The organism is Streptomyces sp. BA2, assembly GCF_009769735.1.
GTDB lineage: Bacteria > Actinomycetota > Actinomycetes > Streptomycetales > Streptomycetaceae > Streptomyces.
The window spans coordinates 4,861,736-4,887,339 of the sequence record NZ_WSRO01000002.1 but is presented as its reverse complement, the minus strand read 5'-3'; the positions used below and the strand labels follow the sequence as shown (position 1 = coordinate 4,887,339).

Below are 25,604 nucleotides of genomic sequence, written 5' to 3'. Positions count from 1 at the left end.
ACTCACTGGCCGTCCACCGTCACATCGTTGAAGGGGAGCAGCGGCTCGGCCCAGGGAAAGACGTACTGGAAGAGTACGTAGACCACAGCGAAGACGAGCACCAGCGAAAGCAGCGCCCTTACCCATGCGTTTCCCGGCAGATGCCGCCAGATCCAGCCGTACATGCCGTCCCTTCCGTAGCCGTACGGCACCAGACTAACGGCGCAGTGCGTCCGGTTTCCCGGCCTCGACGGGCTGGGTGGCATCGAGGTGCGCCCAGACGATCAACCGGTGGCTGTGTCCCCACTCTGGCTCACAGGTCGTAAGCGTGAGGTAACGGCCTGGCCCCTCGTATCCGGACTTGCGCGGAACCGGATCGATGACCCCTATGTCGCCGGGCAGCGTCTTGTAGGGCTTGTTGTCGATGCGGTACGTGAACCACGTGGTGCCGTCGGTCAGGACCACGGCGTCGTTCGGCCGCAGCTTCGGGAAGTCCTTGAACGGGTCTCCGTAGGTGCGGCGGTGGCCCGCCACGGAGAAGTTGCCCTTCTGGCCGAGCTGCGCGGTGTCCCCGTAGTGGCCGAGGCCCTTCTTGAGTACGTCGGTCCCGGTGCCCTGGAGCACGGGCTTGTTCCACGTGAAACCAAGCCGCGGGATGTACATGACGGCGAAGGGCTTGCCGTCCTCATAGGGAGCGGGCTTCTTCGGGGACGAGGTCTCCGAAGGCGCGTCGTCCGTGTTCGCGGGCACCGAACCCTGCGCCCACCGGTCCTGCAGCGTGTCGATCTGGCTGTCCATGGCGTTGTCGGCCTTCACGCCGGTCCAGAACAGGACGTACACCACGAAGAGCACGATCAACGTGCCGGCGGTGATGCACAGTTCGCTGAACGTCCTGACGAGCACTCGCACCGGCACAGGCTCCCCCAGCGGCTTACTCCGCTTACTCCACGGGCTTCGCGTAATGGAGATCCACTGTGCCCGAGTAGCCGGGAAGAGTCACCGCCCCGTCGTCGTCGACTTTCCAGCCGAGGCCGTAGGCGTTGACGTACAGCATGTAGTTCTGGATCTCCGGGGACGCGGCGAGCGCCGTCTTGAGCTTCTCCGGGTCACCGACCGCGGTCACCTTGTACGGAGGCGAGTAGACGCGGCCCTGGAGGATCAGGGTGTTTCCCACGCAGCGGACGGCGCTGGTGGAGATGAGCCGCTGGTCCATGACCTTGATGCCCTCGGCGCCGCCCTGCCAGAGCGCGTTGACCACGGCCTGGAGGTCCTGCTGGTGGATGACCAGGTCGTTGGGCTGGGGCTCGGGGTAGCCGGGGAGCTTGGCGGTGGCATTCGGCGGGGCGTCGGCGAGGGTGACGGAGATCGCCTCGCCGTTGAGTTTCTTGGTGCCCGCGTTCTTCTCCAGGGCCTTGAGCCGGGCGTCGTCGGCCTTCGTACCGCCGTTGTCGCGCTCGGCCAGGGACTCGACGTCGTCGCGCAGTGAGCCGTTGGACTCGTCCAGCTTGCCGTTCTTGTGGCTGCGCTCCTCGATCAGGTCGGAGAGCTTCAGGAGAGAGGCGTCGGTGCGGATGTTCGTGCCCTTGGCCGTGTTGAAGCTGGTGAAGAAGATGAGGCCCGCGAGTGCGAAAACGGCGGCCGTCAGCAGCCGGACCGGGCGCCAACGAGGGCGACGGCCCGGACCTGTGGGGGAGTCGGCAGAATTGCTCAACGTACCCTTATCTCCTTCAGCGCCGCGGAAGCACTACGCTAACGGACGCCCGGGGGAGGGCTCAGCTCCCCGTATCGACAGGAGAGACCCTCGTGCCGAAGTCACGGATCCGCAAGAAGGCCGACGATTACACGCCGCCCGCGAAGAAGGCGACGAACATCAAGCTGACCAGCCGCAGCTGGGTGGCTCCGGTGATGCTCGCGATGTTCCTCATCGGACTCGCCTGGATCGTCGTCTTCTACGTCACCGACGGCAAGCTGCCGATCGACCCGCTGGGCAACTGGAACATCGTGGTCGGCTTCGGCTTCATCGCCGCGGGGTTCGGCGTCTCCACGCAGTGGAAGTAGCGGGACTCCCACAGGGCTGTGCGCAAGCCTTGCCCTGAGTTATCCACAGCGCTATCCACATCCCGGCCTCGACTGGGGAAAAGAAAGACGATCTGTGGATAACCCACTGGGCGTTGACGCCGGTATGACTGGCTGATCGCCATGCAAGCCCTCACAGGCCCCTTGTCCTTCCTGGGGAAACCCAGGTCAGCGACAAGGGGCACTGTTGTTCCCCACAGAATGCACAAGCGTGGCCACACGCTGTGGACAACCTGGCCATCGGACGACAACGGTGAGCTTCAGACGAAGCTTCAGACGAGCTGCGCGGTCCTGATGACCACAGCCGCCAGGACCACGATCAGCACCACGGCACAGGTCCCCCACTGCACGAGCGTCCGCCGCTCGCGGGGCGCGTGCACCATCCCGTACGCGATCGCTACACCGGCGACCAGACCGCCGACGTGCGCCTGCCAGGCGATGCCGGTCCAGGTGAAGGTGAAGAGCAGGTTCAGGGCGAGCAGCGCGATGACGGGGCGCATGTCGTAGTTCAGGCGCCGCATCAGGACCGCGGTCGCGCCGAGCAGGCCGAAGATCGCTCCGGATGCCCCGAGCGAGGCGTCGCTCGCGTCGACGAGGACGTAGGTGAGCGCGCTGCCGGCCAGGCCGGAGAGCAGGTAGAGCGCGAGGTAGCGGGAGCGGCCGAGCGCGGCTTCCAGGGGGCCGCCGAGCCACCACAGACCCAGCATGTTGAACGCGATGTGCCAGATCTCCTGGTGCGCGAACATGGCTGTGACCAGGCGATACCACTGGCCCTCAGCGACGCCTTCGGTCGGCACGTACGGGTAGGGCGGCCATTCGCCGATCAGGAAGAGATCGCCGACGACCTCCTGGTTCACGCTGATCGCGATGAACACGAGAACGTTGATCGCGAGCAGGATCTTGGTGATCAGACGCGGGTCGGCGGCGATCGAGCCGCCCGCGATGGTGCGCGGCTGGTTCGCCGTGGGCGCGTGCCCGGTGCCCGAGCCCTCGCGCACGCATTCGGGGCACTGGAAGCCGACCGAGGCGCTGATCATGCACTCCGGGCAGATCGGACGCTCGCAGCGGGCGCAGCTGACGCCGGTCTCGCGGTCCGGATGCCGATAGCAGCCGGGCAGGTTCGATGCGTCCTGTGGCCCCTGCGGGCTTCCTGGTGCCTGGTCCATGGGGTCCCCTCAATGTCCGTACGAAGGCACAGCTACGCCCACGCGTGCGAACGCACCGCCCCGCCCTTCCTTACGGATGGGCGGGGCGGTTTGGTTCCCTCGCGGGATGCGCCGGTGTCAGGCGGTGCGGGTCTCGATGACGACGGACTCGATGACCACGTCGTTCACCGGGCGGTCGGTGCGCGGGTTGGTCTGCGTGGCCGCGATCTCGTCGACGACCTTCTGGCTCGCCGGGTCCGTGACCTCGCCGAAGATGGTGTGCTTGCGGGTGAGCCAGGCGGTCGGGGAGACCGTCACGAAGAACTGGGAGCCGTTGGTGCCCGGCCCTGCGTTGGCCATGGCGAGCAGGTAGGGCTTGTCGAAGGCGAGGTCGGGGTGGAACTCGTCCTCGAACTCGTAGCCGGGGCCGCCCGTGCCGTTGCCCAGCGGGTCGCCGCCCTGGATCATGAAGCCGCTGATGACGCGGTGGAAGACCGTGCCGTCGTAGAGCCGGTCCGTGGTCTTCTTGCCGGTCTCCGGGTGGACCCACTCGCGCTCGCCCTGGGCGAGCTCGACAAAGTTCTTGACCGTCTTCGGCGTGTGGTTGGGGTGCAGCAGCACCTCGATGTCGCCTCGGTTGGTCTTCAGGGTGGCGTAGAGCTGCTCGGCCACGGTCTGCCTTCCGTTGTCTTCTGTGACGTCCCGATCCTCCCATGGACCGGATTGCGACGAGTAGTCACCGAGTGGGCGCGCGCCACGAGGATCCGTGGCATTGTCAGCAAAGCACTCTCCTTGTACCGATTTGATCAGAATGATCGCACCCGGATGCCCGGCTGCGTCATGCCTCGGAGCCATCCGGAAGGCATGATCCTTGAAAGGGTGGAAAGGTGACATACCTATAAGCCACCGAGGAGGAGGATCCCGTGACCCGCATCGACAGCGTGCGCGCCGCGACCGGTTCGGCGAGGGACAGCGTGCGGCATGCCGCGGAGGCGGTGGCCCCCTACGCCGGGACGGCCAAGGAGCAGGCCGTCCACTACGCGCACGAAAGCCGCGCACGCCTCGCACCCAAGGTGTCGCAGGCCGCCGAGCAAGCCCGTGTCCAGTACGGCGCTCACGTCGGCCCACGCATCGAGCAGGCCCGTACGCATGTGCCGCCGAAGGTCGATCACGCCGCGCACGAAGCCGCTGTCCGCACCCGCAAGGCCGCCAAGCAGACCCGCAAGGCAGCCCGGCAGGCCGCCGACTACTCGAAGCCGCGGATCGAGCACGCCGTGGCCGTGGCTCAGCCCGTCCGCGACGAGGCGGCGTCCCGCGGGGCCGCGGCGCTCGCCGCACTGCGCGGTGAGGTCTCTCCCAAGGAGATCCAGCGGCTGGCCCGCAAGCACAACCGCCGGGCCCGCGCCGGGCGCCTCGCCAAGGGCCTCGTCGTCCTGGGCGTCCTGGCGGGTGGTGCGGTCGCCGCCTGGAAGTGGTGGGACAAGCAGGCCAACCCGGACTGGCTCGTCGAGCCGCCGGCCGCCACGGAGGTCCCCGACAGCACGCCGCTGACCTCGGTCGACGGCAGCGGTCAGGCGTCCCTCGACCCCGAGGTCCAGGCCAAGCAGGCCGAGTCCGAGGCCGCGGACCGCGACGACCTGCGCTGATCTGCCGCTGACCCACTGACCCACTGATGAACGCCGTAGGGCGGGATCCCCTCAGCTGAGGGGATCCCGCCCTACGGCGTTCTGTGTGGAGCCTAGGAGATTCGAACTCCTGACATCTGCCTTGCAAAGGCAGCGCTCTACCAACTGAGCTAAGGCCCCGAAAACGGTGCACCCAGCCGGAAGAATCCCGCTCCGGTGGGCAACGCAGACCAGAGTACCGGGTCACCCCCCGGATCTCGCAAAAGGATTGGGGGTCCCGGTGAACGACCACGCTCCGTAAGATGCTCGGCGTGGTTCGCGGCAGCGAACCGCGGTTTTTGGGGAAGCGATGGGGAGACGCAATGGACGCCGCACAGCAAGAGACGACCGCGAGAGCACGAGAGCTCCAGCGGAACTGGTACGGGGAGCCGCTGGGGGCGCTCTTCCGTCGTCTCATCGATGATCTGGGCCTCAACCAGGCACGCCTCGCCGGCGTCCTCGGTCTGTCCGCGCCCATGCTGTCCCAGCTGATGAGCGGACAGCGCGCCAAGATCGGCAACCCCGCGGTCGTCCAGCGCGTCCAGCTCCTCCAGGAGCTGGCGGGCCAGGTCGCCGACGGCAGTGTGAGCGCCGCCGAGGCCACCGACCGCATGGACGAGATCAAGAAGTCCCAGGGCGGCTCCGTCCTGACCAACACCTCGCAGTCGACGACGAGTTCGGGCGCGCCCACGGTGAAGCGTGTGGTGCGTGAGATCCAGTCGCTGTTGCGCTCGGTCGCGGCGGCCGGCGACATCATCGATGCCGCGGACTCCCTCGCCCCGACGCACCCGGAACTGGCAGAGTTCCTCCGGGTATACGGCGCCGGACGCACCGCGGACGCGGTCGCCCACTACGAGGCGCACCAGAACTGAGCCGTCGGCCGGGCCACCGGGCGGCCCGGAGGGGGAGCGATGCGCGACCATGGGTGAGGTCTTCGCCGGCCGCTACGAACTGGTCGACCCGGTCGGCCGCGGGGGAGTCGGAGCGGTCTGGCGCGCGTGGGACCACCGGCGGCGCCGGTATGTGGCGGCCAAGGTCCTGCAACAGAGCGACGCGCACGCGCTGCTGCGCTTCGTGCGGGAGCAGGCGCTGCGGATCGACCACCCTCATGTGCTCGCGCCCGCCAGCTGGGCCGCCGACGACGACAAGGTCCTGTTCACCATGGCCTTGGTCGCCGGCGGTTCGCTGGCCCATGTGATCGGGGACTACGGTCCGCTGCCGCCCCGACTGGTCTGCACGCTCCTGGACCAGCTGCTCTCCGGGCTCGCGGCGGTGCACGCCGAGGGGGTCGTGCATCGTGACATCAAGCCCGCCAACATCCTGCTCGAGGCCACCGGCATCGCGCGTCCGCATCTGCGTCTCTCCGACTTCGGCATCTCGATGCGGATGGGCGAGCCGCGGCTGACCGAGACCAACTATGTCGTGGGGACACCCGGTTACTTCGCGCCCGAGCAAATGATGGGCGCGGAGCCGGACTTCACCGCCGATCTGTTCGCCGTCGGCCTGGTGGCCCTCTATCTGCTGCAGGGCGCCAAGCCGGACGCCAAGGCCTTGATCGAGCACTTCGCCGCGCACGGCACACCTGGGGCGCCGCAGGGCATGCCGGAACCGCTGTGGCAGGTCATCGCCACGCTTCTCCAGCCGGATCCGCAAGCGCGGTTCCGCACCGCGACGGGTGCGCGCAAGGCGTTGAGCTCGGCCGCCGAGCTGCTGCCCGAGCCGGGGCCCGACGACGAGATCGTCGAGATCTTCGACCAACTGGGCCCGCTTCCCCAGGGGTTCGGCCCCGACGGCCCTCTCACGGCGCCGCCCCCGCCGGGCTTCGCTCCTCCTTCCGTACCGCCCCCGCCCCTCTCCGCGCCCCAGACCGGCAGCTTCCCGCTGGCTCCTCCGCCACCGCAGGGCACACCGCCGTCGGGCCAGCAGGTTCACCCCGTACAGCAGGCGCGGCAGGCACAGCAGGCACAGCAGCCGCAGGCCCAGCAGATGCGACAGCCACAGGCCCAGCCAAGGCAGCAACCGGCCACACCACCGCCTCCCCCATCTCCGCCTGCTCAGGCCCCACATGCCCATGTCCCCTCCCCTCACCCAGTTCACGAACCGTCACACTCTGTAATGGCGACGGCGCATCGCGTATCCGCCCCTACTTATCCATACACCGCTCACGCCCCGCAGGTTCCGCTCCAGCACCGACCAGTTCCGCACCGGCAGAAACGACCGGGACCGCCCCCGAAGGTGGCGATCCCGATGCTGCTCGCCGCTCTGGCGTGCTTCGCGGTGGGCGTCTGGGCCCTGACCCAGATCTGATCGGATCGGATCGAATCGGATTCAGCTATGCCCCTGCTCCAGCCCTGAATCAGCCGGTCCGGCCCGTTGCCTTCCTCCGCCCGATCAGCGGGCCCGGCCCGCCGCCCTCCTCCGCCCGATCAGCGTCCACACCCCAAGGACCGTCAGCAGCACGGCCCCAGCACCGAACCCACCGGCGGCAACCACCTTCATGCCGTCTCCGCCGCTGTTCCCGCCCCCGCTCCCATCCCCGCTCCCGGCGGCGGCATCCGTATCACCCCGCACCGCTGCGTCCTCGTCCTCACCGGTGACGCTGAACTCATCGGCCGGCCGTGCCGTCCCCACGTACGCGGGCCCCTCCTTCGCCGCGCCGTCGACGTTCACCCGCAGCAGCAGATCCAGCGGAGTCTTGCCGAACTGCCGGGCGACCTGCGGATTGAGATGGACCGAGAGGTAGTACCACCCGGCGAACCGCGTTCCGGCCACGCCGTCGACCGGGGAGTAGCGGTTCTCGTACGCGACGGGGGCCAGTGGTCGCAGCGAGGCCGTCTTCTGCTGGCCGTCGTATGCCGTGTCGGCGTCGTCGATGCGTGCGCGTACCGGATTGGCCAGTGACATCACGAGCGCCGACGTGACGTATTCGCCCCTGCCCCCGCGCGCACTGCCCAGCTCGGCACTGGCGGAGATCTGCTGCCCCCAGTCGACCGGCACGCGGTAGAAGAGGGTCTGGCCGGGCTTGATCCGGTCGCCCCAGACGCCTGCCCTCAACGCACGGGCGTCGTTGAAGCCCGTGCCGCCCCTGCGTTCCTCGCGCGCACCGCCGGGAGGCGTGGGCGAAGCGGAGTTCCACGCCTCGGGCGGCGTCGTGGAGGCGCTCTTGGCCACTCCAGGCTCCGAGACGACGCGAAGCTCCGTGTCCCACGTCTCCGCACTGGAGCCGGGATCGCTGTTCCGCTCGACCACTACGTAGTACGTGCCGGCCACTTTGCACCGGTTCTCGGCGGGGCCGACCGCCCGTACCGCCCAGGCGGAGATGGGGCGCGGGCTCTGCGACGTACCGAATCGCGCGTTTCCTGAGTTGCAGTTGTTGCCGTTCGTGTCCTGTAAGGACACCTCTACGCCGTCCCCATAGGCGACCTTGGCGTCAAGCCCGGGAACGGCGGTGGCGGAGACGTACACGGTCTCCCGGGCGTCGAGTTGAAGCTGGTAGTAGAGCTTGCCCCCGCGCGCGAGGGAACTCTTGTACGTCGACCCGGGCGTGAGCCTCACGCTGTCCATGCTGTTCTGCGCGCCGTCGACCGGCACGGCCTGTTCGGCGAAGGCGTACGGGCTCGGGCTCGCGGTCGGGGCCGGGGCCGCGGTCGGGCCAGCTGTGACCTCCGCCGCGGCCGGTCCCGGGAACGCCATCACCGCGCACAGCGCCGCTCCCACAGCAGACATCGCCCGGCCTCCGCGCAGCCGCCCCATCACGTGCCACCCCTCCCCTGAGCCCCAGTCGTCCCGCCCACTATGCCCGCGCGGAGGCGCGACAATCTTTGCTCACGCAAGGCGAGGGCTTGCGTGAGCAAACCCGAGGGGCCGGAGGAGCGAAGAGATCCGGACAGCACAGGGCCCCGGCCGCAGAAGCGGCCGGGGCCCTGTGAAGAGACTGTTGTCGGTACTCACGAACCCGTGGGCACGGAGTCAGTCGCCTCCGTCCACAGATCCTGCTCGGCGCGATCCGCCTGGATCTGGCGGTACACGAGGAGCCCGCCGATGGCGGCCAGTGCGACCAGGAGAAGCTTCTTCACCGCGCGACCTCGTCTTTCTTGACGTAAGGGACCTCTGGCGCCCGACTATACACACCGACCGATACCGATCGGTGACCTGGATCCGCGCCAACTCCCGCCCTGAACACAGCAGTCGAATCGGCCGTCGCCGCTCTCCGGCGCCTCACGGCCCGCTGCGACATCCACCGTTCTTGACCTCACCCGGCCCTCTCCCAGGGCCTCCAGGGCCCGTTTACGGCCATTCGGGTGGTGTTCATCTGAACATCGACGCGCCACGAGCGTCGGTCCCCCACTCTCGGCCCCACATACACATCATGAGGAAAGTACGCAAATCGCCCAACCCGAAAGTGAGAAGCCATGACCGGCGCCAAGGCCATGAAGCTGTGGACCACGCTCATCACCGCCTTCCTCGCACTCTTCGCCACGCTGGGATTCACCACGACGGCAACGGCGGCCACGCCGGTACAGCAGGCCACGGAAACGTGCAAGAGCACGCCGAGCATGACGGCCCCACTCGCGGCCTACTGGGCAGCAGCGTACGAACGGTCCTTGCCGCCCACGATGAAGCAACGCATCCGCGCCGAGGCCCACGGATCGTCCCCCAGCTGCCGGCACCTCCCCACGGACGACACGGAGACGGCCATTGAGGCCGAGGCCCATCCAGGCAGGCTCGCCGCGGAACCGTAGTCACGCCCCGGCCGCCTCGGCCACCGGCCCCCCAGGGGCCTACGGACAGCACAGGCAGACAGCACAGACACGAAGAAGACCCCCAGCCGATACGGGCCGGGGGTCTTCTTCGTGTCTGTGGGGCTAACAGGATTTGAACCTGTGGCCTCATCCTTATCAGGGATGCGCTCTAACCAACTGAGCTATAGCCCCGCCGCGCTGCGGTATGTCCCGCGCGCTGACCTCTGAAGATTAGCGCACGTGCGGGCCAGTCCCAAAATCGATACCTCCGCGGGCACCGGACAGGCCGCGACAGGCCGCGCCAGGCCGTGACGCGCAACAGGGCCCCGCCCTGAGTGGGCGGGGCCCCGGCCGCGAGACCCCCCCCCCGACGCGGAACGCCGGAGGGGTGGTGGAGCGCGGAAGAAAGAACTACGGGAGGGGAAGAACTACAGGGGGCGAAGAACGACTCGCTACTCGTCCTCGGCCAGCGTCAGCTCGACGCCGCCCACGAAGCCCGCGGAGAGGTTGTAGATGAAGGCGCCGAGCGTCGCCAGTGCCGTGGCGAGGACCACGTCGATGACCGCGATGATCGTCGTGAACATCAGGACGCGGGGCAGCGACAGGAAGGACTGCAGGTCGAAGCCGTTGGACTCGTTCGAGCCCGTCGCCTCCGAGATCGTGCCGCCCACCGTGGAGAAGACGCCCATGGCATCCATGACCATCCACAGCACGGCGGCCGCGACGATCGTGCAGATGCCGAGCGCGATGGAGAGCAGGAAGCTGACCTTCATCACCGACCACGGATCGGCCTTGGCCACCCGCAGTCGCGCCTTGCGCGTACGAGGCGTCGTGCGCGCCCCCGTCCGCGGCCTGCGCACGGAGCCCGTCTGGGAGCCCTGCTGGTAGGCCTGCGGCGGGTGGTACGGCTGGGACGCCTGCTGCTGGGGCTGGCGCTCACCGGGCAGAGCTCCGGTGGCGCTCGGAGCTCCCTGGGCTCCCTGTCCCCCTTGGGTCCCCTGCGTCCCTTGGGTCCCCTGCGCCCCGCCTGCGTACTGCGCTGACTGAGCCGGCTGCGGCCCTCGGGTGTCGGTCACGGTTCCCCCCTGGGATCCACGAGACTCATGCGAGTCGGGAGAATCAGTGGCGGAGCCACGGACACCGTCTGTACCGGCTGGGCCGGTTCCACTCGCTCCGGCGCCCGTGGCTCCACTCACGATGACTCTCTCCTCGCGCTACTCGGCCGTGGACTCCGTGCCCTCGTCCGTACCGGCGGCCGGTTCGCCGTCGGCCGATTCGACGACGATGTCACCGTCGACTTCCTCAGCCTCGCGCCCGGCCTCGGCGTTACGAGCGATACCGACCACGGCATCGCGCTTGCCCAGGTTGATCAGTTGGACGCCCATGGTGTCACGGCCCGTCTCCCTGACCTCGTTGACTCGCGTACGAATCACACCGCCGCCCAGCGTGATGGCGAGGATCTCGTCCGTCTCCTCCGTCACCAGCGCGCCCACGAGTTCGCCGCGGTCCTCCACGATCTTGGCGGCCTTGATACCGAGGCCACCACGACCCTGGACGCGGTACTCGTCGACGTTGGTCCGCTTCGCGTACCCACCGTCGGTTGCGGTGAACACGAACGTACCTGGCCTGACGACATTCATCGAGAGCAGTTCGTCGCCGCCACGGAAACTCATTCCCTTGACGCCCGAGGTCGCACGGCCCATGGGACGCAGCGCGTCGTCCGTTGCGGTGAACCTGATCGACTGCGCCTTCTTACTGATGAGCAGCAGATCGTCCTCGGCCGACACGAGTTCGGCGCCGATCAGCTCGTCGTCCGAACCGTCGTCCGTCTCGCGGAGGTTGATGGCGATGACGCCACCGGCGCGAGGCGAGTCGTAGTCCTTGAGCGGGGTCTTCTTCACGAGACCGCCCTTGGTGGCGAGCACCAGGTAGGGCACCGCTTCATAGTCACGGATCGCCAGGATCTCGGCGATCTTCTCATCCGGCTGGAAGGCGAGCAGGTTCGCCACGTGCTGGCCACGGGCGTCGCGTCCGGCATCCGGGAGTTCATACGCCTTCGCCCGGTACACCCGGCCCTTGTTCGTGAAGAACAGCAGCCAGTGGTGCGTCGTCGACACGAAGAAGTGGTCGACGATGTCGTCTTCCTTGAGCTTCGTACCGCGCACGCCCTTGCCGCCGCGCTTCTGTGAGCGGTAATCAACCGTCTTCGTACGCTTGACGTAACCGCCGCGCGTGATCGTGACGACGATGTCCTCCTCGGCGATCAAGTCCTCCATGGACATGTCGCCGTCGAAGGGCACGAGCGCCGAGCGGCGGTCCTCGCCGAACTTGTCGACGATCGCCGCGAGCTCCTCGCTGATGATCTGGCGCTGCCGCTCGGGCGAGGCCAGGATCGCGTTGTACTCGTTGATCTTCGCCTGCAGTTCGTCGTGCTCGGCGACGATCTTCTGGCGCTCCAGTGCGGCGAGCCGGCGCAGCTGCATCTCGAGGATGGCGTTGGCCTGGATCTCGTCGATCGAGAGCAGGCCCATCAGGCCCTCACGCGCGACGTCGACCGTCTGGCTGGCCCGGATGAGCGCGATGACCTCGTCGATCGCGTCCAGGGCCTTCAGCAGGCCGCGCAGGATGTGGGCCCGCTCCTCGGCCTTGCGCAGCCTGTACTTCGTACGCCGGACGATGACCTCGACCTGGTGCGTCACCCAGTGCCGGATGAACGCGTCAAGCGAGAGGGTGCGCGGCACGCCGTCGACCAGGGCCAGCATGTTGGCGCTGAAGTTCGACTGAAGGTCGGTGTGCTTGTAGAGGTTGTTCAGTACGACCTTGGCGACCGCGTCCCGCTTCAGGACGACGACCAGGCGCTGGCCCGTGCGCGAGGAGGTCTCGTCACGGACGTCGGCGATGCCGCCGACCTTGCCGTCCTTGACCAGGTCGGCGATCTTCTGCGCGAGGTTGTCGGGGTTGGTCTGGTAGGGGAGCTCGGTGACCACCAGGCACTGGCGGTTCTGGATCTCCTCGACCGCGACGACCGCGCGCATCGTGATGGAGCCGCGGCCCGTGCGGTACGCCTCCTCGATGCCCTTTCGGCCCACTACTAGTGCGCCGGTCGGGAAATCGGGGCCCTTGATGCGCTCGATAAGAGCGTCGAGCAGCTCTTCGTGCGAGGCCTCGGGGTGCTCCAGGGCCCACTGCGCGCCCGCCGCGACCTCGCGGAGGTTGTGCGGCGGGATGTTGGTGGCCATGCCGACCGCGATGCCCGCCGAGCCGTTGATCAGGAGGTTCGGGAAGCGCGCCGGCAGGACCGTCGGCTCCTGATTGCGGCCGTCGTAGTTGTCCGTGAAGTCGACGGTCTCCTCGTCGATGTCACGGACCATCTCCATGGCCAGCGGCGCCATCTTGCACTCGGTGTACCGCATGGCGGCGGCCGGGTCGTTGCCCGGGGAGCCGAAGTTTCCGTTGGAGTCCACCAGGGGCATCCGCATCGACCACGGCTGGGCCAGGCGGACCAGGGCGTCGTAGATGGAGGAGTCGCCGTGCGGGTGGTAGGTGCCCATGACGTCGCCGACGACGCGGGCGCACTTGTAGAAGCCCTTCTCGGGGCGGTACCCGCCGTCGTACATCGCGTACAGGACGCGGCGGTGGACGGGCTTCAGGCCGTCCCGCACGTCGGGCAGCGCACGCGACACGATGACGGACATCGCGTAGTCGAGGTACGAGCGCTGCATCTCCGTCTCGAGCCCGACGGGCTCGACACGCATGCCCACGCCGGGGACGGCGGGCTCCTCTTCGGGCATCACAGGGGTGTTCTCGTCGGCCATTGCTGGTCAAAGTCCTTTCGAGGTGCGGCTTGTGCGGCCGACTCAGATGTCGAGGAAGCGGACGTCCTTGGCATTGCGCTGGATGAACGAGCGCCGTGCCTCGACGTCCTCTCCCATCAGCACCGAGAAGAGGTCGTCGGCCTGTGCCGCGTCGTCCAGGGTCACCTGGCCGAGGACGCGGTGGTCCTGGTCCATCGTCGTGATGCGCAGCTCCTCGGCGTTCATCTCACCGAGACCCTTGAAGCGCTGGACCGAGTCGTCCCTGATGCGCTTGCCCGCCTGGCGGCCGAGCTCGACAAGCGCGTCGCGCTCACGGTCCGAGTACGCGTACTGGAAGTCGTCCCGGCTCCACTTGATCTTGTAGAGCGGCGGGCGCGAGAGGTAGACGTGGCCGGACTCGACGAGTGGCCGCATGAAGCGGAACAGGAAGGTCAGGAGCAGGGTGTTGATGTGCTGGCCGTCGACGTCGGCGTCCGCCATCAGGATGATCTTGTGATAGCGGAGCTTCTCGATGTCGAAGTCCTCGTGCACGCCCGTGCCGAAGGCCGAGATCAGGGCCTGGACTTCCTGGTTCTGCAGGATCTTGTCGATCCGCGCCTTCTCGACGTTCAGGATCTTGCCTCGGATGGGCAGGATCGCCTGGTACATCGGGTTGCGGCCGGACTTCGCCGAACCACCGGCGGAGTCACCCTCGACGATGAAGATCTCGCACTTCGTCGGGTCGTTCGACTGGCAGTCGCTGAGCTTTCCGGGCAGCGAGGCCGATTCGAGCAGCCCCTTGCGGCGGGTCAGGTCGCGCGCCTTGCGGGCGGCGACACGGGCCGTGGCGGCCTGGATGCCCTTGCGGATGATGTCCGCGGCCTCGTTCGGATTGCGGTCGAACCAGTCCGTGAGGTGCTCGTGCACGACCTTCTGTACGAAGGTCTTCGCCTCGGTGTTGCCCAGCTTGGTCTTGGTCTGGCCCTCGAACTGCGGCTCGCCCAGCTTCACCGAGATGATCGCCGTCAGACCCTCGCGGATGTCCTCGCCCGTGAGGTTGTCGTCCTTCTCGCGCAGCAGCTTCTTCTCGCGCGCGTACCGGTTGACCAGGCCCGTCAGCGCGGCCCTGAAGCCCTCCTCGTGCGTACCGCCCTCATGCGTGTGGATCGTGTTCGCGAAGGAGTAGACACCTTCGGTGTACTGCGAGTTCCACTGCATGGCGATCTCGGCCGAGAGCATGCGCTCCTTGTCCTCGGCCTCGACGTCGATGACGGTCGGGTGGATCATCTCTCCCTTGCGGGAGTTGAGGTACTTCACGAAGTCGACGATGCCGCCTTCGTAGTGGTACGTCACCGTGCGGGCCTCGGCGGCCTCGTCGTCGGTGGCCTCGGCCGAGTCCGCACCCGCCGTCGCCTTCGCCGACTCGCGCTCATCAGTGAGTTTGATCGTCAAACCCTTGTTGAGGAACGCCATCTCCTGGAAGCGCCGTGCCAGCGTCTCGAAGGAGTACTCCGTCGTCTCGAAGACGTCCGGGTCGGCCCAGAAGGTGACCGTGGTGCCCGAGTCCTCGACCGGCTCGTGCTTGGCGAGCGGGGCCGTCGGCACACCCAGCTTGTAGTCCTGGGTCCAGCGGTAGCCGTCGGTCCTGATGTCGACGGCGAGCTTCGTCGACAGGGCGTTCACGACGGAGACACCGACGCCGTGCAGGCCACCGGAGACCGCGTATCCGCCGCCGCCGAACTTGCCGCCCGCGTGCAGCACGGTGAGCACGACCTCGACGGCCGGCTTCTTCTCGACGGGGTGGATGCCCACCGGGATGCCTCGGCCGTTGTCGATGACGCGTACGCCGCCGTCGGCAAGGATCGTGACGTCGATGGTGTCCGCGTGCCCGGCGAGGGCCTCGTCGACGGAGTTGTCGACAACCTCTTGCACGAGGTGGTGCAGGCCACGCTCACCGGTCGACCCGATGTACATGCCAGGCCGCTTGCGGACCGCGTCCAGACCCTCGAGGACGGTGATCGCGCTGGCGTCGTACAAGGCTGTGACCTCGCCGTTCTCGCCAGCGACGGTAGACGGGATGTTCTCGTTGGGGTTGCCGGAATCGGCCACGAAGCGCCCTTTCTGGCACAGCACAAGCCAAGCACCCGGCAGTGACCGGAGCGGCTGCGTCGTTCAGCGATAGTCAGCTTTTTCTATGCGCCCCACGAGTGGGGCGGGATTAGCTTCCAGTCTACCGGTAGCGCCGACAGTGATGGGGGTTTGCCGGTACCTGAGTCCGCATGTGCCGTCCTGAAGCGGCGTCCTCCGACTCCCCATATACGGAGCGGGGCCCTAGGAGGCTCACAGCGGCACTCAGCGCTTCGGGGTGTCAACCTTGAGCTACCACCCGGTACGGCCTCAGCCGTAGGTGTCGCCGGGGCCCGTGCTGCCCGGTGCGCGCAGGGGTCCGAAGCGGCGCGGGGGGCCGCCGGGACCGAGGACTTTGATGAGGCGCACGGTGCCGTGGCCGAGGTCCTCGTTGAGGCGCGCCACCAGCTGGGGCGCCAGGAGACGCAGGTTCGTCGCCCAGGCCGTGGAGTCGCACTGGACGGTCAGGACGCGCTCGTTCTCGTCGTACCGCTGCGGGACACAGTGGTTGGCCAGGTCTTCGCCGACGATCTGCGGCCAGCGGCCCATCACCCCGCCGACCGCGGCAGGCGTCTCCCAGCCGCGCTCGGTGATCAAGCGGTTGATGGCGGAGCCGAGCGGCTGCGGGTCACGCCCGTCGGCGCGCGCGCCGGAGCGAAGGCCGCCCCTGCGGGCCTGCTTCTTCTGCTGCGCGGCGTCGCCACGCGCGCGTGCTTGCTCTTTGGCGGCACGGAGGGCGACACGGGCGAGGTCGACGCCGGAGGGCTCGGGCGTCTTCGGCATCTCCTTGGGGGCGTCCTGAGGCGTGTCCTTGGCGGGCTCTTCGGCGCTCATACGCACTCCCGGCTCAGGCGTGTCATACGCGCTCCACCGCGCCGTCCGCCACCGCGAACCGCGCTCCGGCGAGCACGCCCGGCACGTCGTCGTCCACCGCTGCGGTGACCAGGACCTGCTCGCCCGGCGCCACCAGCTCCGCGAGCCGCTCCCTGCGGCGCGTGTCGAGCTCCGCGAACACATCGTCCAGGACGAGCACGGGTTCGTTCCCCTCGGCACGCAGGAGGTCGTACGAGGCGAGGCGCAGCGCCAGGGCGTACGACCAGGACTCGCCATGGCTCGCGTACCCCTTCGCGGGGAGCTGGCCGAGCTTCAGGAGCAGGTCGTCGCGGTGCGGGCCGACCAGCGTCACGCCCCGCTCGATCTCCTGCTTGCGTGCCTCTTCGAGAGCGGCGATCAGCTGCTCGAACAGGACCTCACGCGTGTGGCCCTCGCCCGGCGCCGACGGCTTGTAGTCCAGGGTGACGGGCCCGCCGCCGGGTGCCAGCTGCTCGTACGCCTTGTCGGCGAGCGGCTGCAGCGCGGCGATCAGGTCGAGCCGCTGCGCGAGCAGTTCGGCGCCCACGCGCGCGAGATGCTGGTCCCAGACGTCGAGTGTGGACAGGTCCATGGAGCGTCCGCCGTGCCGCCGCGCAAGGGCCGCCGACTTCAGGAGGGTGTTGCGCTGCTTCAGCACGCGGTCGTAGTCGGACCGCACGCCCGCCATGCGCGGGGAACGCGCAGTGATCAGCTCGTCGAGGAAGCGCCGGCGCTCACCCGGGTCGCCCTTGATCAGCGCCAGATCCTCGGGAGCGAACAGCACCGTGCGCACGATCCCGAGCACATCACGGGGCCTGACCTGCGAGGACCTGTTGATGCGGGCGCGATTGGCCTTGCCCGGATTGAGTTCGAGCTCGACCAGCTGCTGGCGCTCGCCCTGCTGGACCGCCGCCCGGACGACGGCACGCTCGGCGCCCATGCGCACCAGCGGGGCGTCCGAGGAGACCCGGTGGCTGCCGAGCGTGGCGAGATAGCCGATGGCCTCCACGAGGTTCGTCTTGCCCTGGCCGTTCGGGCCCACGAACGCGGTGACGCCCGGATCGAGAGGGACCTCGACCCGGGCGTACGAGCGGAAGTCGGCCAGCGACAGATGCGTGACGTGCATGGTGTGCGCCGACCTCCCCCGGCCTTACTTCACTTGCTGAGAGGCCTGTGGGAAACAGCTGGTGTTCCCCACAGGCTGTGGATCAGTGCTCGCTCTTGGACTCGACGGCGTGGCCACCGAACTGGTTGCGCAGCGCCGCGATCATCTTCATCTGCGGGGAGTCGTCCTGCCGCGAGGCGAACCGGGCGAAGAGCGAGGCCGTGATCGCGGGCAGCGGCACGGCGTTGTCGATGGCGGCTTCCACCGTCCACCGGCCCTCGCCGGAGTCCTGCGCGAAGCCGCGCAGCTTCGCCAGGTGCTCGTCGTCGTCCAGGGCGTTGACCGCGAGGTCGAGCAGCCAGGAACGGATGACCGTGCCCTCCTGCCAGGAGCGGAAGACCTCGCGCACGTCCGTGACGGAGTCGACCTTCTCCAGGAGCTCCCAGCCCTCGGCGTAGGCCTGCATCATGGCGTACTCGATGCCGTTGTGAACCATCTTCGAGAAGTGGCCCGCGCCGACCTTGCCGGCGTGCACGGAGCCGAAGTCACCCTCGGGCTTGAGGGCGTCGAAGATCGGCTGGACCTTCGCGATGTCCTCGGCGTCGCCGCCGTACATCAGCGCGTACCCGTTCTTCAGGCCCCAGACGCCGCCGGAGACGCCGCAGTCGACGAACCCGATGCCCTTGGCGGCGAGCTCCTCGGCGTGCTTCTCGTCGTCCGTCCAGCGGGAGTTGCCGCCGTCCACGACGACGTCGCCGGGCTGGAGCAGCTCGGCGAGCTCGTCGACGGTGGACTGGGTCGCGGCTCCGGCCGGAACCATCACCCATACGACACGCGGACCCTTGAGCTTGCCCACAAGCTCTTCGAGGCTGTGGACATCCGCGACGTCCTGGTTGCGGTCGTATCCGATGACGGTGTGGCCTGCGCGGCGGATGCGCTCGCGCATGTTGCCGCCCATCTTGCCGAGGCCGACGAGACCGAGCTCCATCAGTGGTTCCTTAAGTAGCGATGTGGCGTGGAGGCACCTTCGTACCCGCGTCCGAGCCTACGCCCGGACGCACGCTCACACCTGTGGGCTCAGCCGCTCAGACGTACAGGCATGATCAGGTACTTGTAGGCCTCGTCGGCCTCCGCGTCCACGGCCGGCCTGCCGCTCAGGAGCGCGGGCTTCGTCGACGTCGTGAACGACAGCTGGGCGACCGGGGAGTCGATCGCGCTCAGGCCGTCGAGCAGGAACGTCGGGTTGAAGGCGATCGAGACGTCGTCGCCATCGAGCTGGGCGTCGACCCTTTCCACAGCCTGTGCGTCATCGCTGGAACCGGCCTCCAGGATCAGCACGCCCTGCTCGAAGCTGAGCCGCACCGGAGTGTTCCGCTCGGCCACCAGGGCCACGCGCTTCACGGCCTCGACGAACGGGGCGGTCTCGATGACCGCGATCGAGTTGAACTCCGTGGGGAAGAGCGTCTTGTACTTCGGCAGGTCGCCCTCGAGGAGACGCGTGGTCGTACGCCGCCCGGCGCCCTCGAAACCGATCAGACCCTCACCGGCACCGGAGCCGGACAGCGCCAGGGTGACCGTGTCGCCGCTCGTGAGCGCCTTCGCGGTGTCCAGGAGCGTCTTGGCGGGCACCAGGGCGACCGCGGACGCCTCGGGGTTCTCCGGCTTCCACAGGAACTCGCGGACCGCGAAGCGGTAGCGGTCGGTGGAGGCCAGGGTGACGGTGTCGCCCTCGATCTCGATGCGTACGCCGGTCAGGACGGGCAGCGTGTCGTCGCGGCCCGCGGCGATGGCCACCTGGGCGGCGGCGGAGGCGAAGACCTCACCGGGGACCGTGCCGGTCGCGGTGGGCATCTGCGGCAGCGCGGGGTACTCCTCCACAGGAAGTGTGTGGAGTGTGAATCGCGACGAGCCGCAGACCACCGTGGCCCGCACACCGTCTGTGGAGATCTCCACCGGACGGTTGGGAAGGGCGCGGCAGATGTCGGCGAGCAGCCGGCCGGAGACGAGGACCGTGCCCTCGTCGTCGATCTCGGCGTCTACGGAGACACGCGCCGAGACCTCGTAGTCAAAGCTGGAAAGGCTCAGTGCGCCTTCCTCGGCCTTCAGCAGCAGGCCCGCGAGGACAGGTGCCGGTGGCCGGGCCGGGAGGCTGCGCGCCGCCCACGCCACTGCCTCCGCGAGTACGTCGCGTTCCACCCGGATCTTCACTTAGCCGCCCTCCTGCTGTTGCTGGCACTGGGGACCAGTCTGACGCACCGCACTGACAGTGGGTGCCCGTCGGGGTCAAGTCGTGACGAGCGGCGTCGGAGGTCCGGAGCGCGAGTTGTGCACAGGCCCCTCTTCGAAGCCAATTCCCCGGTGACTCTAGGGGGCAGTAGTAGTAGGGCCTGTGGAAACCGTGGATAACCGCGTATGCGCAGGTCAGTGCCGGTTTTTTATCCACTGCGCCTGTGGGCGGAGGCGGTGGACAACCGGTGGTTTCTGTGGACGGGCGAAAGTTCTGCACACCCGATGCACAGGCAGGGGGCACTTCTCCCCAGCGCCGTCCCCAGTTTTACCCACCTTCCCCACAGGCCAACCGACCACCTTGGTGTGACGCCTTTCACTCGGCACGGTGACGGGGCGCGTTGCGTTGCCGAACAGTGGACAGCCGTGTGGAGAAGCTGGGGAAAGCTGGGGACAACCGGCCCGAGCCTGTGGGTTGCCGGTGGACAAGTTCATGCACACCCTGTGGACGAGATTTTCCTCCACAGCCTGTGGAGGGCCTTCGTCCACCAATCCACAACCACCTGACCTGGCTTGATGATCCTTCAGCAGGGTCCCCTGTGGACATCATCTGGACAACTTCCGGGTCCCCAGGGTGTGGAAGGAAAAAAGGACGCACATCTGTGGAGAACACCCCTCTCAGCTGGGGAAATCGAACAGCGGAGAGGGGCGGACGGCCTCCACGCGCGCGTGCACAACGGCAAAGGGCGCCCCGGAAGTTGCTCCGGGGCGCCCTTCAGAGGTGTTTCTCGGCGTCTGTCAGCCGTTCTTGATGCGGTTGGTGAGCTCGGTGACCTGGTTGTAGATCGAGCGCCGCTCGGCCATCAGCGCGCGGATCTTGCGGTCTGCGTGCATGACCGTCGTGTGGTCGCGGCCGCCGAACTGTGCGCCGATCTTGGGCAGGGAGAGGTCCGTCAGCTCGCGGCAGAGGTACATCGCGATCTGGCGGGCCGTCACCAGTACGCGGCTGCGCGAGGATCCGCAGAGGTCGTCCACCGTGAGGCCGAAGTAGTCCGCGGTCGCGGCCATGATGGCCGTCGCCGTGATCTCCGGAGCCGCGTCCTCGCCCCCCGGGATCAGGTCCTTCAGAACGATCTCCGTCAGCCCCAGGTCCACCGGCTGCCGATTGAGCGAGGCGAAGGCAGTGACCCGGATCAGCGCGCCCTCCAGCTCACGGATGTTGCGTGAGATGCGGGACGCGATGAACTCCAGGACCTCCGGCGGGGCGTTGAGCTGCTCCTGCACCGCCTTCTTACGAAGGATGGCGATACGCGTCTCCAGCTCCGGCGGCTGGACGTCGGTGATAAGTCCCCACTCGAAGCGGTTGCGCAGCCGGTCCTCCAGGGTCACCAGCTGCTTGGGCGGCCGGTCGCTGGAGAGCACGATCTGCTTGTTCGCGTTGTGGAGCGTATTGAAGGTGTGGAAGAACTCCTCCTGCGTCGACTCCTTGCTCGCGAGGAACTGGATGTCGTCGACGAGCAGGATGTCCATTTCGCGGTACCGCTTGCGGAAGGTGTCGCCCTTGCCGTCGCGGATGGAGTTGATGAACTCGTTCGTGAACTCCTCCGAGCTCACGTAGCGCACGCGCGTGCCGGGGTAGAGGCTGCGGGCGTAGTGCCCGATCGCGTGCAGAAGATGCGTTTTGCCAAGCCCCGACTCTCCGTAGATGAAGAGGGGGTTGTACGCCTTGGCGGGCGCCTCGGCCACGGCGACGGCTGCCGCGTGCGCGAAACGGTTCGAGGCACCGATCACGAAGGTGTCGAAGAGGTACTTCGGGTTGAGGCGCGCGGTGGGCTCGCCCGGGGCCGACGCGGGGGCGGGCTGAGCTGCCAGGGGGCCGGGTGCGCCGCTGCCGTGGACGCCGTGGCCGTTGCCGTGGCCGCCGCCCCTGGGGTCGTGGCCTCCGGAGCCCGGGGACTGCTCGTGACGCTCGCGCCGGTCGTGTCTGTCATGTCTGTCGTGGCGGTCCTGCTGGTCCTGCCGGTCCTGGCGCTCCTGCCGGTCCTGGCGGTGCTGGTCGTACGGGGAGTGCCCCTGCGGAGGCTGCGACCGGTAGTCGTGCTGGGGCTGCTGGGGGCTCGCGTACGGGTCCCGCTCGGGGAAGCCCAGCCGCGGCTGCTGCCAGCCGTAGTCGTCCTGCTGCTGGGGCTGCTGCTGCGGCCAGGCGCCGGGCGCGGGGCGCTGGTAGTCGGGGTACGCGGGGCGGGCGGTCGGCAGCTGATCGGAGCCGCGGCCCGGGGAGTGCTCATCCGGGGCGCGGCGGCCGTAACTGTCGTACGAATCATGGCCCTGACCGGGGCCGGGGTGCTGCTCGGGCTCCTCATAGCGCTGCTGCTGCTGTTGGCCGGGCTGCTGCTGGAGCGGCGGCGCCGGCGGGGTGGGCCGGTCCATGGGGTCGCCGACCGAGTCGTCCACCGTGATGGCGATACGGATCGGGCGGCCGCACTCGCGGCTCAGCGACTCGCTGACGATGGGGGCCAGGCGCCCCTCGAGCACGCCCTTGGCGAACTCGTTCGGTACGGCCAGCAGAGCGGTATCGGCGACCAGTGCCAGCGGCTGGCAGCGTTTGATCCAGCGCTCGTCCTTCGCGTCTACACCGTGCCCCCGCCCCTCACCCAGCAGCTGCTCCAGAACTCGTGGCCACACTGCGGCAAGATCGGCAGGTACGTCAGCCACAAGGCACGCTCTCTCACGGGGTCCCACGAAGGTGTGGTTCTTGGGACGGGAAATCGGGATGGGCAGGGAGAAGGGAATGAATCGGAGTTTGCCCACGGTAGTCAGGCCAACGGCTGCGGTTCAAGTTGTTGTCCACAGGCTGTGCACAGTGTCTCTCCCTGACGATCGGTTTGACCGGATGGCGTAGCCCCGCGTACCGTGACCAGGTCGAGTTGTCGATGGCTGCTGCCGCCTGCCTCCGATGGGCAAAGATCACGATCTGTGATTGTGAAGCGGTGCACTCGGTGCGTATTCGCGAGCTTCTCGTGGGCGCACGGTGACAGCCAGGCGATGTCCCGCCACCACACAATCATTTCTGGAGCCCCCGAGTGAGCAAGCGCACCTTCCAGCCGAACAACCGCCGTCGCGCCAAGACCCACGGCTTCCGCCTGCGGATGCGCACCCGTGCCGGCCGCGCGATTCTCGCGAACCGTCGTGGCAAGGGTCGCGCCAGCCTTTCCGCCTAATCGCATCAGGTCATGACGTCGTGCTGCCTACCGAGCATCGGCTGAGGCGGCGCGAAGACTTCGCGACCGCGGTACGCCGAGGACGACGGGCCGGACGCCCGCTTCTCGTCGTCCATCTTCGTAGCGGTGCAACGGACCCGCACGTGCCTGGGGAGAGCGTTCCCCCGACGCGTGCGGGTTTCGTCGTGAGCAAGGCCGTTGGCGGAGCCGTCGTACGCAACACGGTGAAGCGCAGGCTTCGCCATCTGATGCGCGACCGGGTGGGCCAGCTGCCCCCCGGTAGCCTGGTAGTCGTACGAGCGTTGCCCGGATCGGGCGACGCCGCCCATGCACAGCTGGCCCAAGACCTGGATGCCGCCCTTCAGCGGCTGCTGGGAGGGGGCGCTCGATGAAGTACCCACTGCTGGCTCTGATCAAGCTGTATCAGTGGACGATCAGTCCGTTGCTTGGACCGGTGTGCAAGTACTACCCGTCGTGCTCCCGCTACGGCTACCTGGCCATCGACCGGCACGGTGCGATCAAGGGAACGGCGCTCACTGCCTGGCGCATCCTGCGGTGCAATCCGTGGTCGCTCGGTGGTGTCGACCATGTCCCGCCGCGCAAGCGTCCGCGGTGGCACGAGATGCTGCGCGCCATGTGGCGCGAGCGCAAGGGCGGGCCCTCCGCCGCTGGCGTGCCCACCGGGGAGGTCTCCCCGGATACCCCGAGCCCGGCCGCCGAGACCCCGTCCCATGCTCAAGGAGCCTGATTAGTGGACACGATTGCCAGTCTGTTCAGCTTCATCACGACACCCGTTTCCTGGGTCATCGTCCAGTTCCACTCGCTGTACGGGGCCATTTTCGGTCCTGACACGGGCTGGGCCTGGGGCTTGTCCATCGTGTCCCTGGTGATCCTGATCCGTATCTGCCTGATCCCGCTCTTCGTGAAGCAGATCAAGGCGACCCGGGCGATGCAGACGCTGCAGCCCGAGATGAAGAAGATCCAGGAGCGCTACAAGAGCGACAAGCAGCGTCAGTCCGAAGAGATGATGAAGCTGTACAAGGAGTCGGGCACGAACCCGCTCTCCTCGTGCCTTCCCATCCTGGCGCAGTCGCCGTTCTTCTTCGCCCTGTACCACGTGCTCTCCGGCATCGCGTCGAACGACACCGTCGGCGTCATCGACAAGCCGCTGCTCGAGAGCGCGCAGAAGGCGCACATCTTCGGCGCCCCGCTGGCCGCGAAGTTCATGGACAGCGAGGAAAAGGTCGCGGCGCTGCACGCCTCGCTGACCGACGTCCGCGTCGTGACCGCGATCATGATCGTCCTGATGTCGTTCTCGCAGTTCTACACGCAGCGCCAGCTGATGACGAAGAACGTGGACACGACGGTCAAGACGCCGTTCATGCAGCAGCAGAAGATGCTGATGTACGTCTTCCCGGTCATGTTCGCCGTGTTCGGCATCAACTTCCCCGTCGGTGTCCTCGTCTACTGGCTGACCACCAACGTGTGGACCATGGGTCAGCAGATGTTCGTGATCCGCCGGAACCCGACTCCGGGCTCCAAGGCCCAGGCCGCGTTCCTGGAGCGCCTGCAGAAGCAGCTCACGCACTCCAAGAAGGTGCGGGGTCGTGGCAACACGAACGTCATCAAGGCGATCGTCGCCAAGGGCCGTGACCGCAACGAGTTCGAGCGCAAGTTCATCAACGGTCTGAGCAAGGCGGGCCTGGTGGCCCAGGCCGACGGCTCCGTCGCGCAGAGCGACTCCACTGTCGCCACGGAGACCGAGGACGGCGCCACCGCCGCCGGCGGCGGTGCCCCGAAGCGGCAGCAGCCCAAGCGCCAGAGCAAGTCGCAGCGCCAGTCCGCCGCCGCACACAGCAAGGCGGAGAGCGACTCGGAGACGGCTTCGGATGCGAAGACGTCACTGGAGAAGACTCAGGACGAGCCTGAGGACGCCGCTCCCAAGGGCAAGGCCGCGGGTGGCAAGTCCGGGTCAGGTAACGCACGCCAAGCCAAGTCGGGGCAGCGCAAGGGCCAGCAGCGGCCCAAGCACCCGTCCAAGAAGTAGAAGGAGTCCATCCCGTGACGGAAGGCACCACCGCCCCCGCCGAGGTCGAGGTCGAGGTCGAGGCCGGCGACACTCTCACCCGTCTTGAGCAGGAGGGTGAGATCGCGGCGGACTACCTCGAGGGTCTGCTGGACATCGCCGATCTCGACGGCGACATCGACATGGACGTCGAGGCTGACCGCGCCGCTGTCTCGATCATCAGTGACTCGAACAGCCGCGATCTGCAGAAGCTCGTCGGCCGTGACGGTGAGGTCCTGGAGGCGCTCCAGGAGCTGACGCGTCTCGCGGTGCACCGCGAGACCGGTGACCGCAGCCGCCTCATGCTGGACATCGCGGGCTACCGCGCCAAGAAGCGCGAGGAGCTCTCCGAGCTGGGAGCCAAGGCTGCGGCCGAGGTGAAGAGCTCCGGTGAGCCGGTCAACCTCAAGCCGATGACGCCCTTCGAGCGCAAGGTCGTGCATGATGCGGTCAAGGCCGCCGGTCTGCGCAGCGAGTCCGAGGGCGAGGAGCCGCAGCGCTTCGTCGTCGTGCTTCCCGCCTGATCGCACGCCGTTTCCCCGGCCCCGTCTGTTCGCAGGCGGGGCCGGTCTTTGTCAGCCTGATAGTCAGCCACCCCAGTGCGGTAC

The 25,604-nt window shown here is 67.8% G+C and carries 25 protein-coding genes and 2 tRNA genes; 10 read left to right on the top strand and 17 right to left on the bottom strand.

The features are described 5' to 3' along the window. Window positions 1-2: 2 nt before the first annotated feature. The 3 genes from E5671_RS24740 to E5671_RS24730 are packed head-to-tail and all read right to left on the bottom strand — an operon-like array spanning window position 3 to window position 1,690. Entirely contained in the window at window positions 3-164 is a 162-nt protein-coding gene (locus E5671_RS24740) for a hypothetical protein (protein ID WP_190083025.1), read from the bottom strand. Window positions 165-195: 31 nt separating this feature from the next. Continuing rightward, complete coding sequence (locus E5671_RS24735; RefSeq protein WP_160506130.1) at window positions 196-888, bottom strand: class E sortase; 693 nt, start codon at window positions 886-888, stop codon at window positions 196-198. 31 nt (window positions 889-919) lie between these two features. Continuing rightward, window positions 920-1,690 carry a DUF881 domain-containing protein gene (locus E5671_RS24730; RefSeq protein ID WP_160506129.1) on the bottom strand — a complete coding sequence of 257 codons (771 nt, stop codon included), beginning with the start codon at window positions 1,688-1,690 and terminating at the stop codon, window positions 920-922. A 92-nt stretch (window positions 1,691-1,782) separates the two neighbouring features. Between E5671_RS24730 and crgA the strand changes: the two genes are divergently transcribed. Then, window positions 1,783-2,037: a cell division protein CrgA gene (crgA, locus tag E5671_RS24725; protein ID WP_160506128.1), complete on the top strand. Its 255-nt coding sequence runs from the start codon at window positions 1,783-1,785 to the stop codon at window positions 2,035-2,037. A 290-nt stretch (window positions 2,038-2,327) separates the two neighbouring features. Here the strand turns inward: crgA and E5671_RS24720 are convergent, their stop codons facing one another. Further along, window positions 2,328-3,221 (bottom strand): rhomboid family intramembrane serine protease, encoded by an 894-nt coding sequence (locus tag E5671_RS24720; protein WP_160506127.1) that lies wholly within the window; start codon window positions 3,219-3,221, stop codon window positions 2,328-2,330. Between the two features lie 117 nt (window positions 3,222-3,338). Then, complete coding sequence (locus tag E5671_RS24715; RefSeq protein WP_160506126.1) at window positions 3,339-3,872, bottom strand: peptidylprolyl isomerase; 534 nt, start codon at window positions 3,870-3,872, stop codon at window positions 3,339-3,341. A 251-nt stretch (window positions 3,873-4,123) separates the two neighbouring features. Between E5671_RS24715 and E5671_RS24710 the strand changes: the two genes are divergently transcribed. After that, window positions 4,124-4,846: a DUF5324 family protein gene (locus E5671_RS24710; RefSeq protein ID WP_160506125.1), complete on the top strand. Its 723-nt coding sequence runs from the start codon at window positions 4,124-4,126 to the stop codon at window positions 4,844-4,846. Between the two features lie 86 nt (window positions 4,847-4,932). On the opposite strand, the gene E5671_RS24705 is transcribed toward E5671_RS24710, so the two are convergent. Continuing rightward, window positions 4,933-5,005, bottom strand: a tRNA-Ala gene (locus E5671_RS24705). 182 nt (window positions 5,006-5,187) lie between these two features. Between E5671_RS24705 and E5671_RS24700 the strand changes: the two genes are divergently transcribed. Beyond that, window positions 5,188-5,736 carry a helix-turn-helix domain-containing protein gene (locus tag E5671_RS24700; protein WP_160506124.1) on the top strand — a complete coding sequence of 183 codons (549 nt, stop codon included), beginning with the start codon at window positions 5,188-5,190 and terminating at the stop codon, window positions 5,734-5,736. 49 nt (window positions 5,737-5,785) lie between these two features. Continuing rightward, window positions 5,786-7,171 carry a serine/threonine-protein kinase gene (locus tag E5671_RS24695; protein ID WP_160506123.1) on the top strand — a complete coding sequence of 462 codons (1,386 nt, stop codon included), beginning with the start codon at window positions 5,786-5,788 and terminating at the stop codon, window positions 7,169-7,171. An 84-nt stretch (window positions 7,172-7,255) separates the two neighbouring features. Here the strand turns inward: E5671_RS24695 and E5671_RS24690 are convergent, their stop codons facing one another. Beyond that, a complete protein-coding gene (locus E5671_RS24690) occupies window positions 7,256-8,590 on the bottom strand; it encodes a hypothetical protein (protein ID WP_237330232.1) in 1,335 nt (444 codons plus the stop codon). 221 nt (window positions 8,591-8,811) lie between these two features. Next, window positions 8,812-8,940 carry a DLW-39 family protein gene (locus E5671_RS46390; RefSeq protein ID WP_003999697.1) on the bottom strand — a complete coding sequence of 43 codons (129 nt, stop codon included), beginning with the start codon at window positions 8,938-8,940 and terminating at the stop codon, window positions 8,812-8,814. A gap of 336 nt (window positions 8,941-9,276) precedes the next feature. Here E5671_RS46390 and E5671_RS24680 point away from each other — a divergent pair, with 336 nt between their 5' ends. Next, window positions 9,277-9,606 (top strand): DUF6344 domain-containing protein, encoded by a 330-nt coding sequence (locus E5671_RS24680; protein WP_160506121.1) that lies wholly within the window; start codon window positions 9,277-9,279, stop codon window positions 9,604-9,606. A 118-nt stretch (window positions 9,607-9,724) separates the two neighbouring features. Here E5671_RS24680 and E5671_RS24675 read toward each other — a convergent pair. The 9 genes from E5671_RS24675 to dnaA form a co-directional block, all read right to left on the bottom strand. After that, a tRNA-Ile gene (locus tag E5671_RS24675) sits at window positions 9,725-9,798 on the bottom strand. A 260-nt stretch (window positions 9,799-10,058) separates the two neighbouring features. Continuing rightward, the gene (locus E5671_RS24670) at window positions 10,059-10,802 is read right to left on the bottom strand and encodes a DUF3566 domain-containing protein (RefSeq protein ID WP_160506120.1); all 744 of its coding nucleotides are present in this window, start codon (window positions 10,800-10,802) and stop codon (window positions 10,059-10,061) included. A gap of 18 nt (window positions 10,803-10,820) precedes the next feature. Then, window positions 10,821-13,421, bottom strand: a complete 2,601-nt coding sequence (gyrA, locus tag E5671_RS24665) for a DNA gyrase subunit A (protein ID WP_160506119.1) — start codon at window positions 13,419-13,421, stop codon at window positions 10,821-10,823. A gap of 42 nt (window positions 13,422-13,463) precedes the next feature. After that, entirely contained in the window at window positions 13,464-15,533 is a 2,070-nt protein-coding gene (gene gyrB / locus E5671_RS24660) for a DNA topoisomerase (ATP-hydrolyzing) subunit B (RefSeq protein WP_160506118.1), read from the bottom strand. Window positions 15,534-15,797: 264 nt separating this feature from the next. Then, complete coding sequence (locus E5671_RS24655) at window positions 15,798-16,361, bottom strand: DUF721 domain-containing protein (protein ID WP_443032687.1); 564 nt, start codon at window positions 16,359-16,361, stop codon at window positions 15,798-15,800. A 22-nt stretch (window positions 16,362-16,383) separates the two neighbouring features. Continuing rightward, complete coding sequence (gene recF, locus E5671_RS24650) at window positions 16,384-17,505, bottom strand: DNA replication/repair protein RecF (RefSeq protein WP_160506117.1); 1,122 nt, start codon at window positions 17,503-17,505, stop codon at window positions 16,384-16,386. A gap of 82 nt (window positions 17,506-17,587) precedes the next feature. After that, window positions 17,588-18,472, bottom strand: a complete 885-nt coding sequence (gene gnd, locus E5671_RS24645; RefSeq protein ID WP_160506116.1) for a phosphogluconate dehydrogenase (NAD(+)-dependent, decarboxylating) — start codon at window positions 18,470-18,472, stop codon at window positions 17,588-17,590. A gap of 89 nt (window positions 18,473-18,561) precedes the next feature. Further along, window positions 18,562-19,692: a DNA polymerase III subunit beta gene (gene dnaN / locus E5671_RS24640; RefSeq protein ID WP_160506115.1), complete on the bottom strand. Its 1,131-nt coding sequence runs from the start codon at window positions 19,690-19,692 to the stop codon at window positions 18,562-18,564. A gap of 816 nt (window positions 19,693-20,508) precedes the next feature. After that, complete coding sequence (gene dnaA, locus E5671_RS24635; RefSeq protein WP_160506114.1) at window positions 20,509-22,425, bottom strand: chromosomal replication initiator protein DnaA; 1,917 nt, start codon at window positions 22,423-22,425, stop codon at window positions 20,509-20,511. 368 nt (window positions 22,426-22,793) lie between these two features. On the opposite strand from dnaA, the gene rpmH reads away from it, so the two are divergent. Genes rpmH through E5671_RS24610 form a run of 5 tightly spaced genes read left to right on the top strand, consistent with a single transcriptional unit; the run spans window position 22,794 to window position 25,520 of the window. Then, entirely contained in the window at window positions 22,794-22,931 is a 138-nt protein-coding gene (rpmH, locus tag E5671_RS24630) for a 50S ribosomal protein L34 (RefSeq protein ID WP_006381191.1), read from the top strand. 20 nt (window positions 22,932-22,951) lie between these two features. After that, the gene (gene rnpA / locus E5671_RS24625; RefSeq protein ID WP_160506113.1) at window positions 22,952-23,323 is read left to right on the top strand and encodes a ribonuclease P protein component; all 372 of its coding nucleotides are present in this window, start codon (window positions 22,952-22,954) and stop codon (window positions 23,321-23,323) included. Next, window positions 23,320-23,679 carry a membrane protein insertion efficiency factor YidD gene (yidD, locus tag E5671_RS24620; RefSeq protein WP_160506112.1) on the top strand — a complete coding sequence of 120 codons (360 nt, stop codon included), beginning with the start codon at window positions 23,320-23,322 and terminating at the stop codon, window positions 23,677-23,679. The genes rnpA and yidD overlap by 4 nt, the downstream gene beginning before the upstream one ends. 3 nt (window positions 23,680-23,682) lie before the next feature. Then, complete coding sequence (gene yidC, locus E5671_RS24615; RefSeq protein WP_160506111.1) at window positions 23,683-24,978, top strand: membrane protein insertase YidC; 1,296 nt, start codon at window positions 23,683-23,685, stop codon at window positions 24,976-24,978. 14 nt (window positions 24,979-24,992) lie between these two features. Continuing rightward, on the top strand, window positions 24,993-25,520 hold the full coding sequence (locus E5671_RS24610; RefSeq protein WP_160506110.1) for a R3H domain-containing nucleic acid-binding protein: 528 nt from the start codon (window positions 24,993-24,995) through the stop codon (window positions 25,518-25,520). Window positions 25,521-25,604 lie beyond the last annotated feature (84 nt).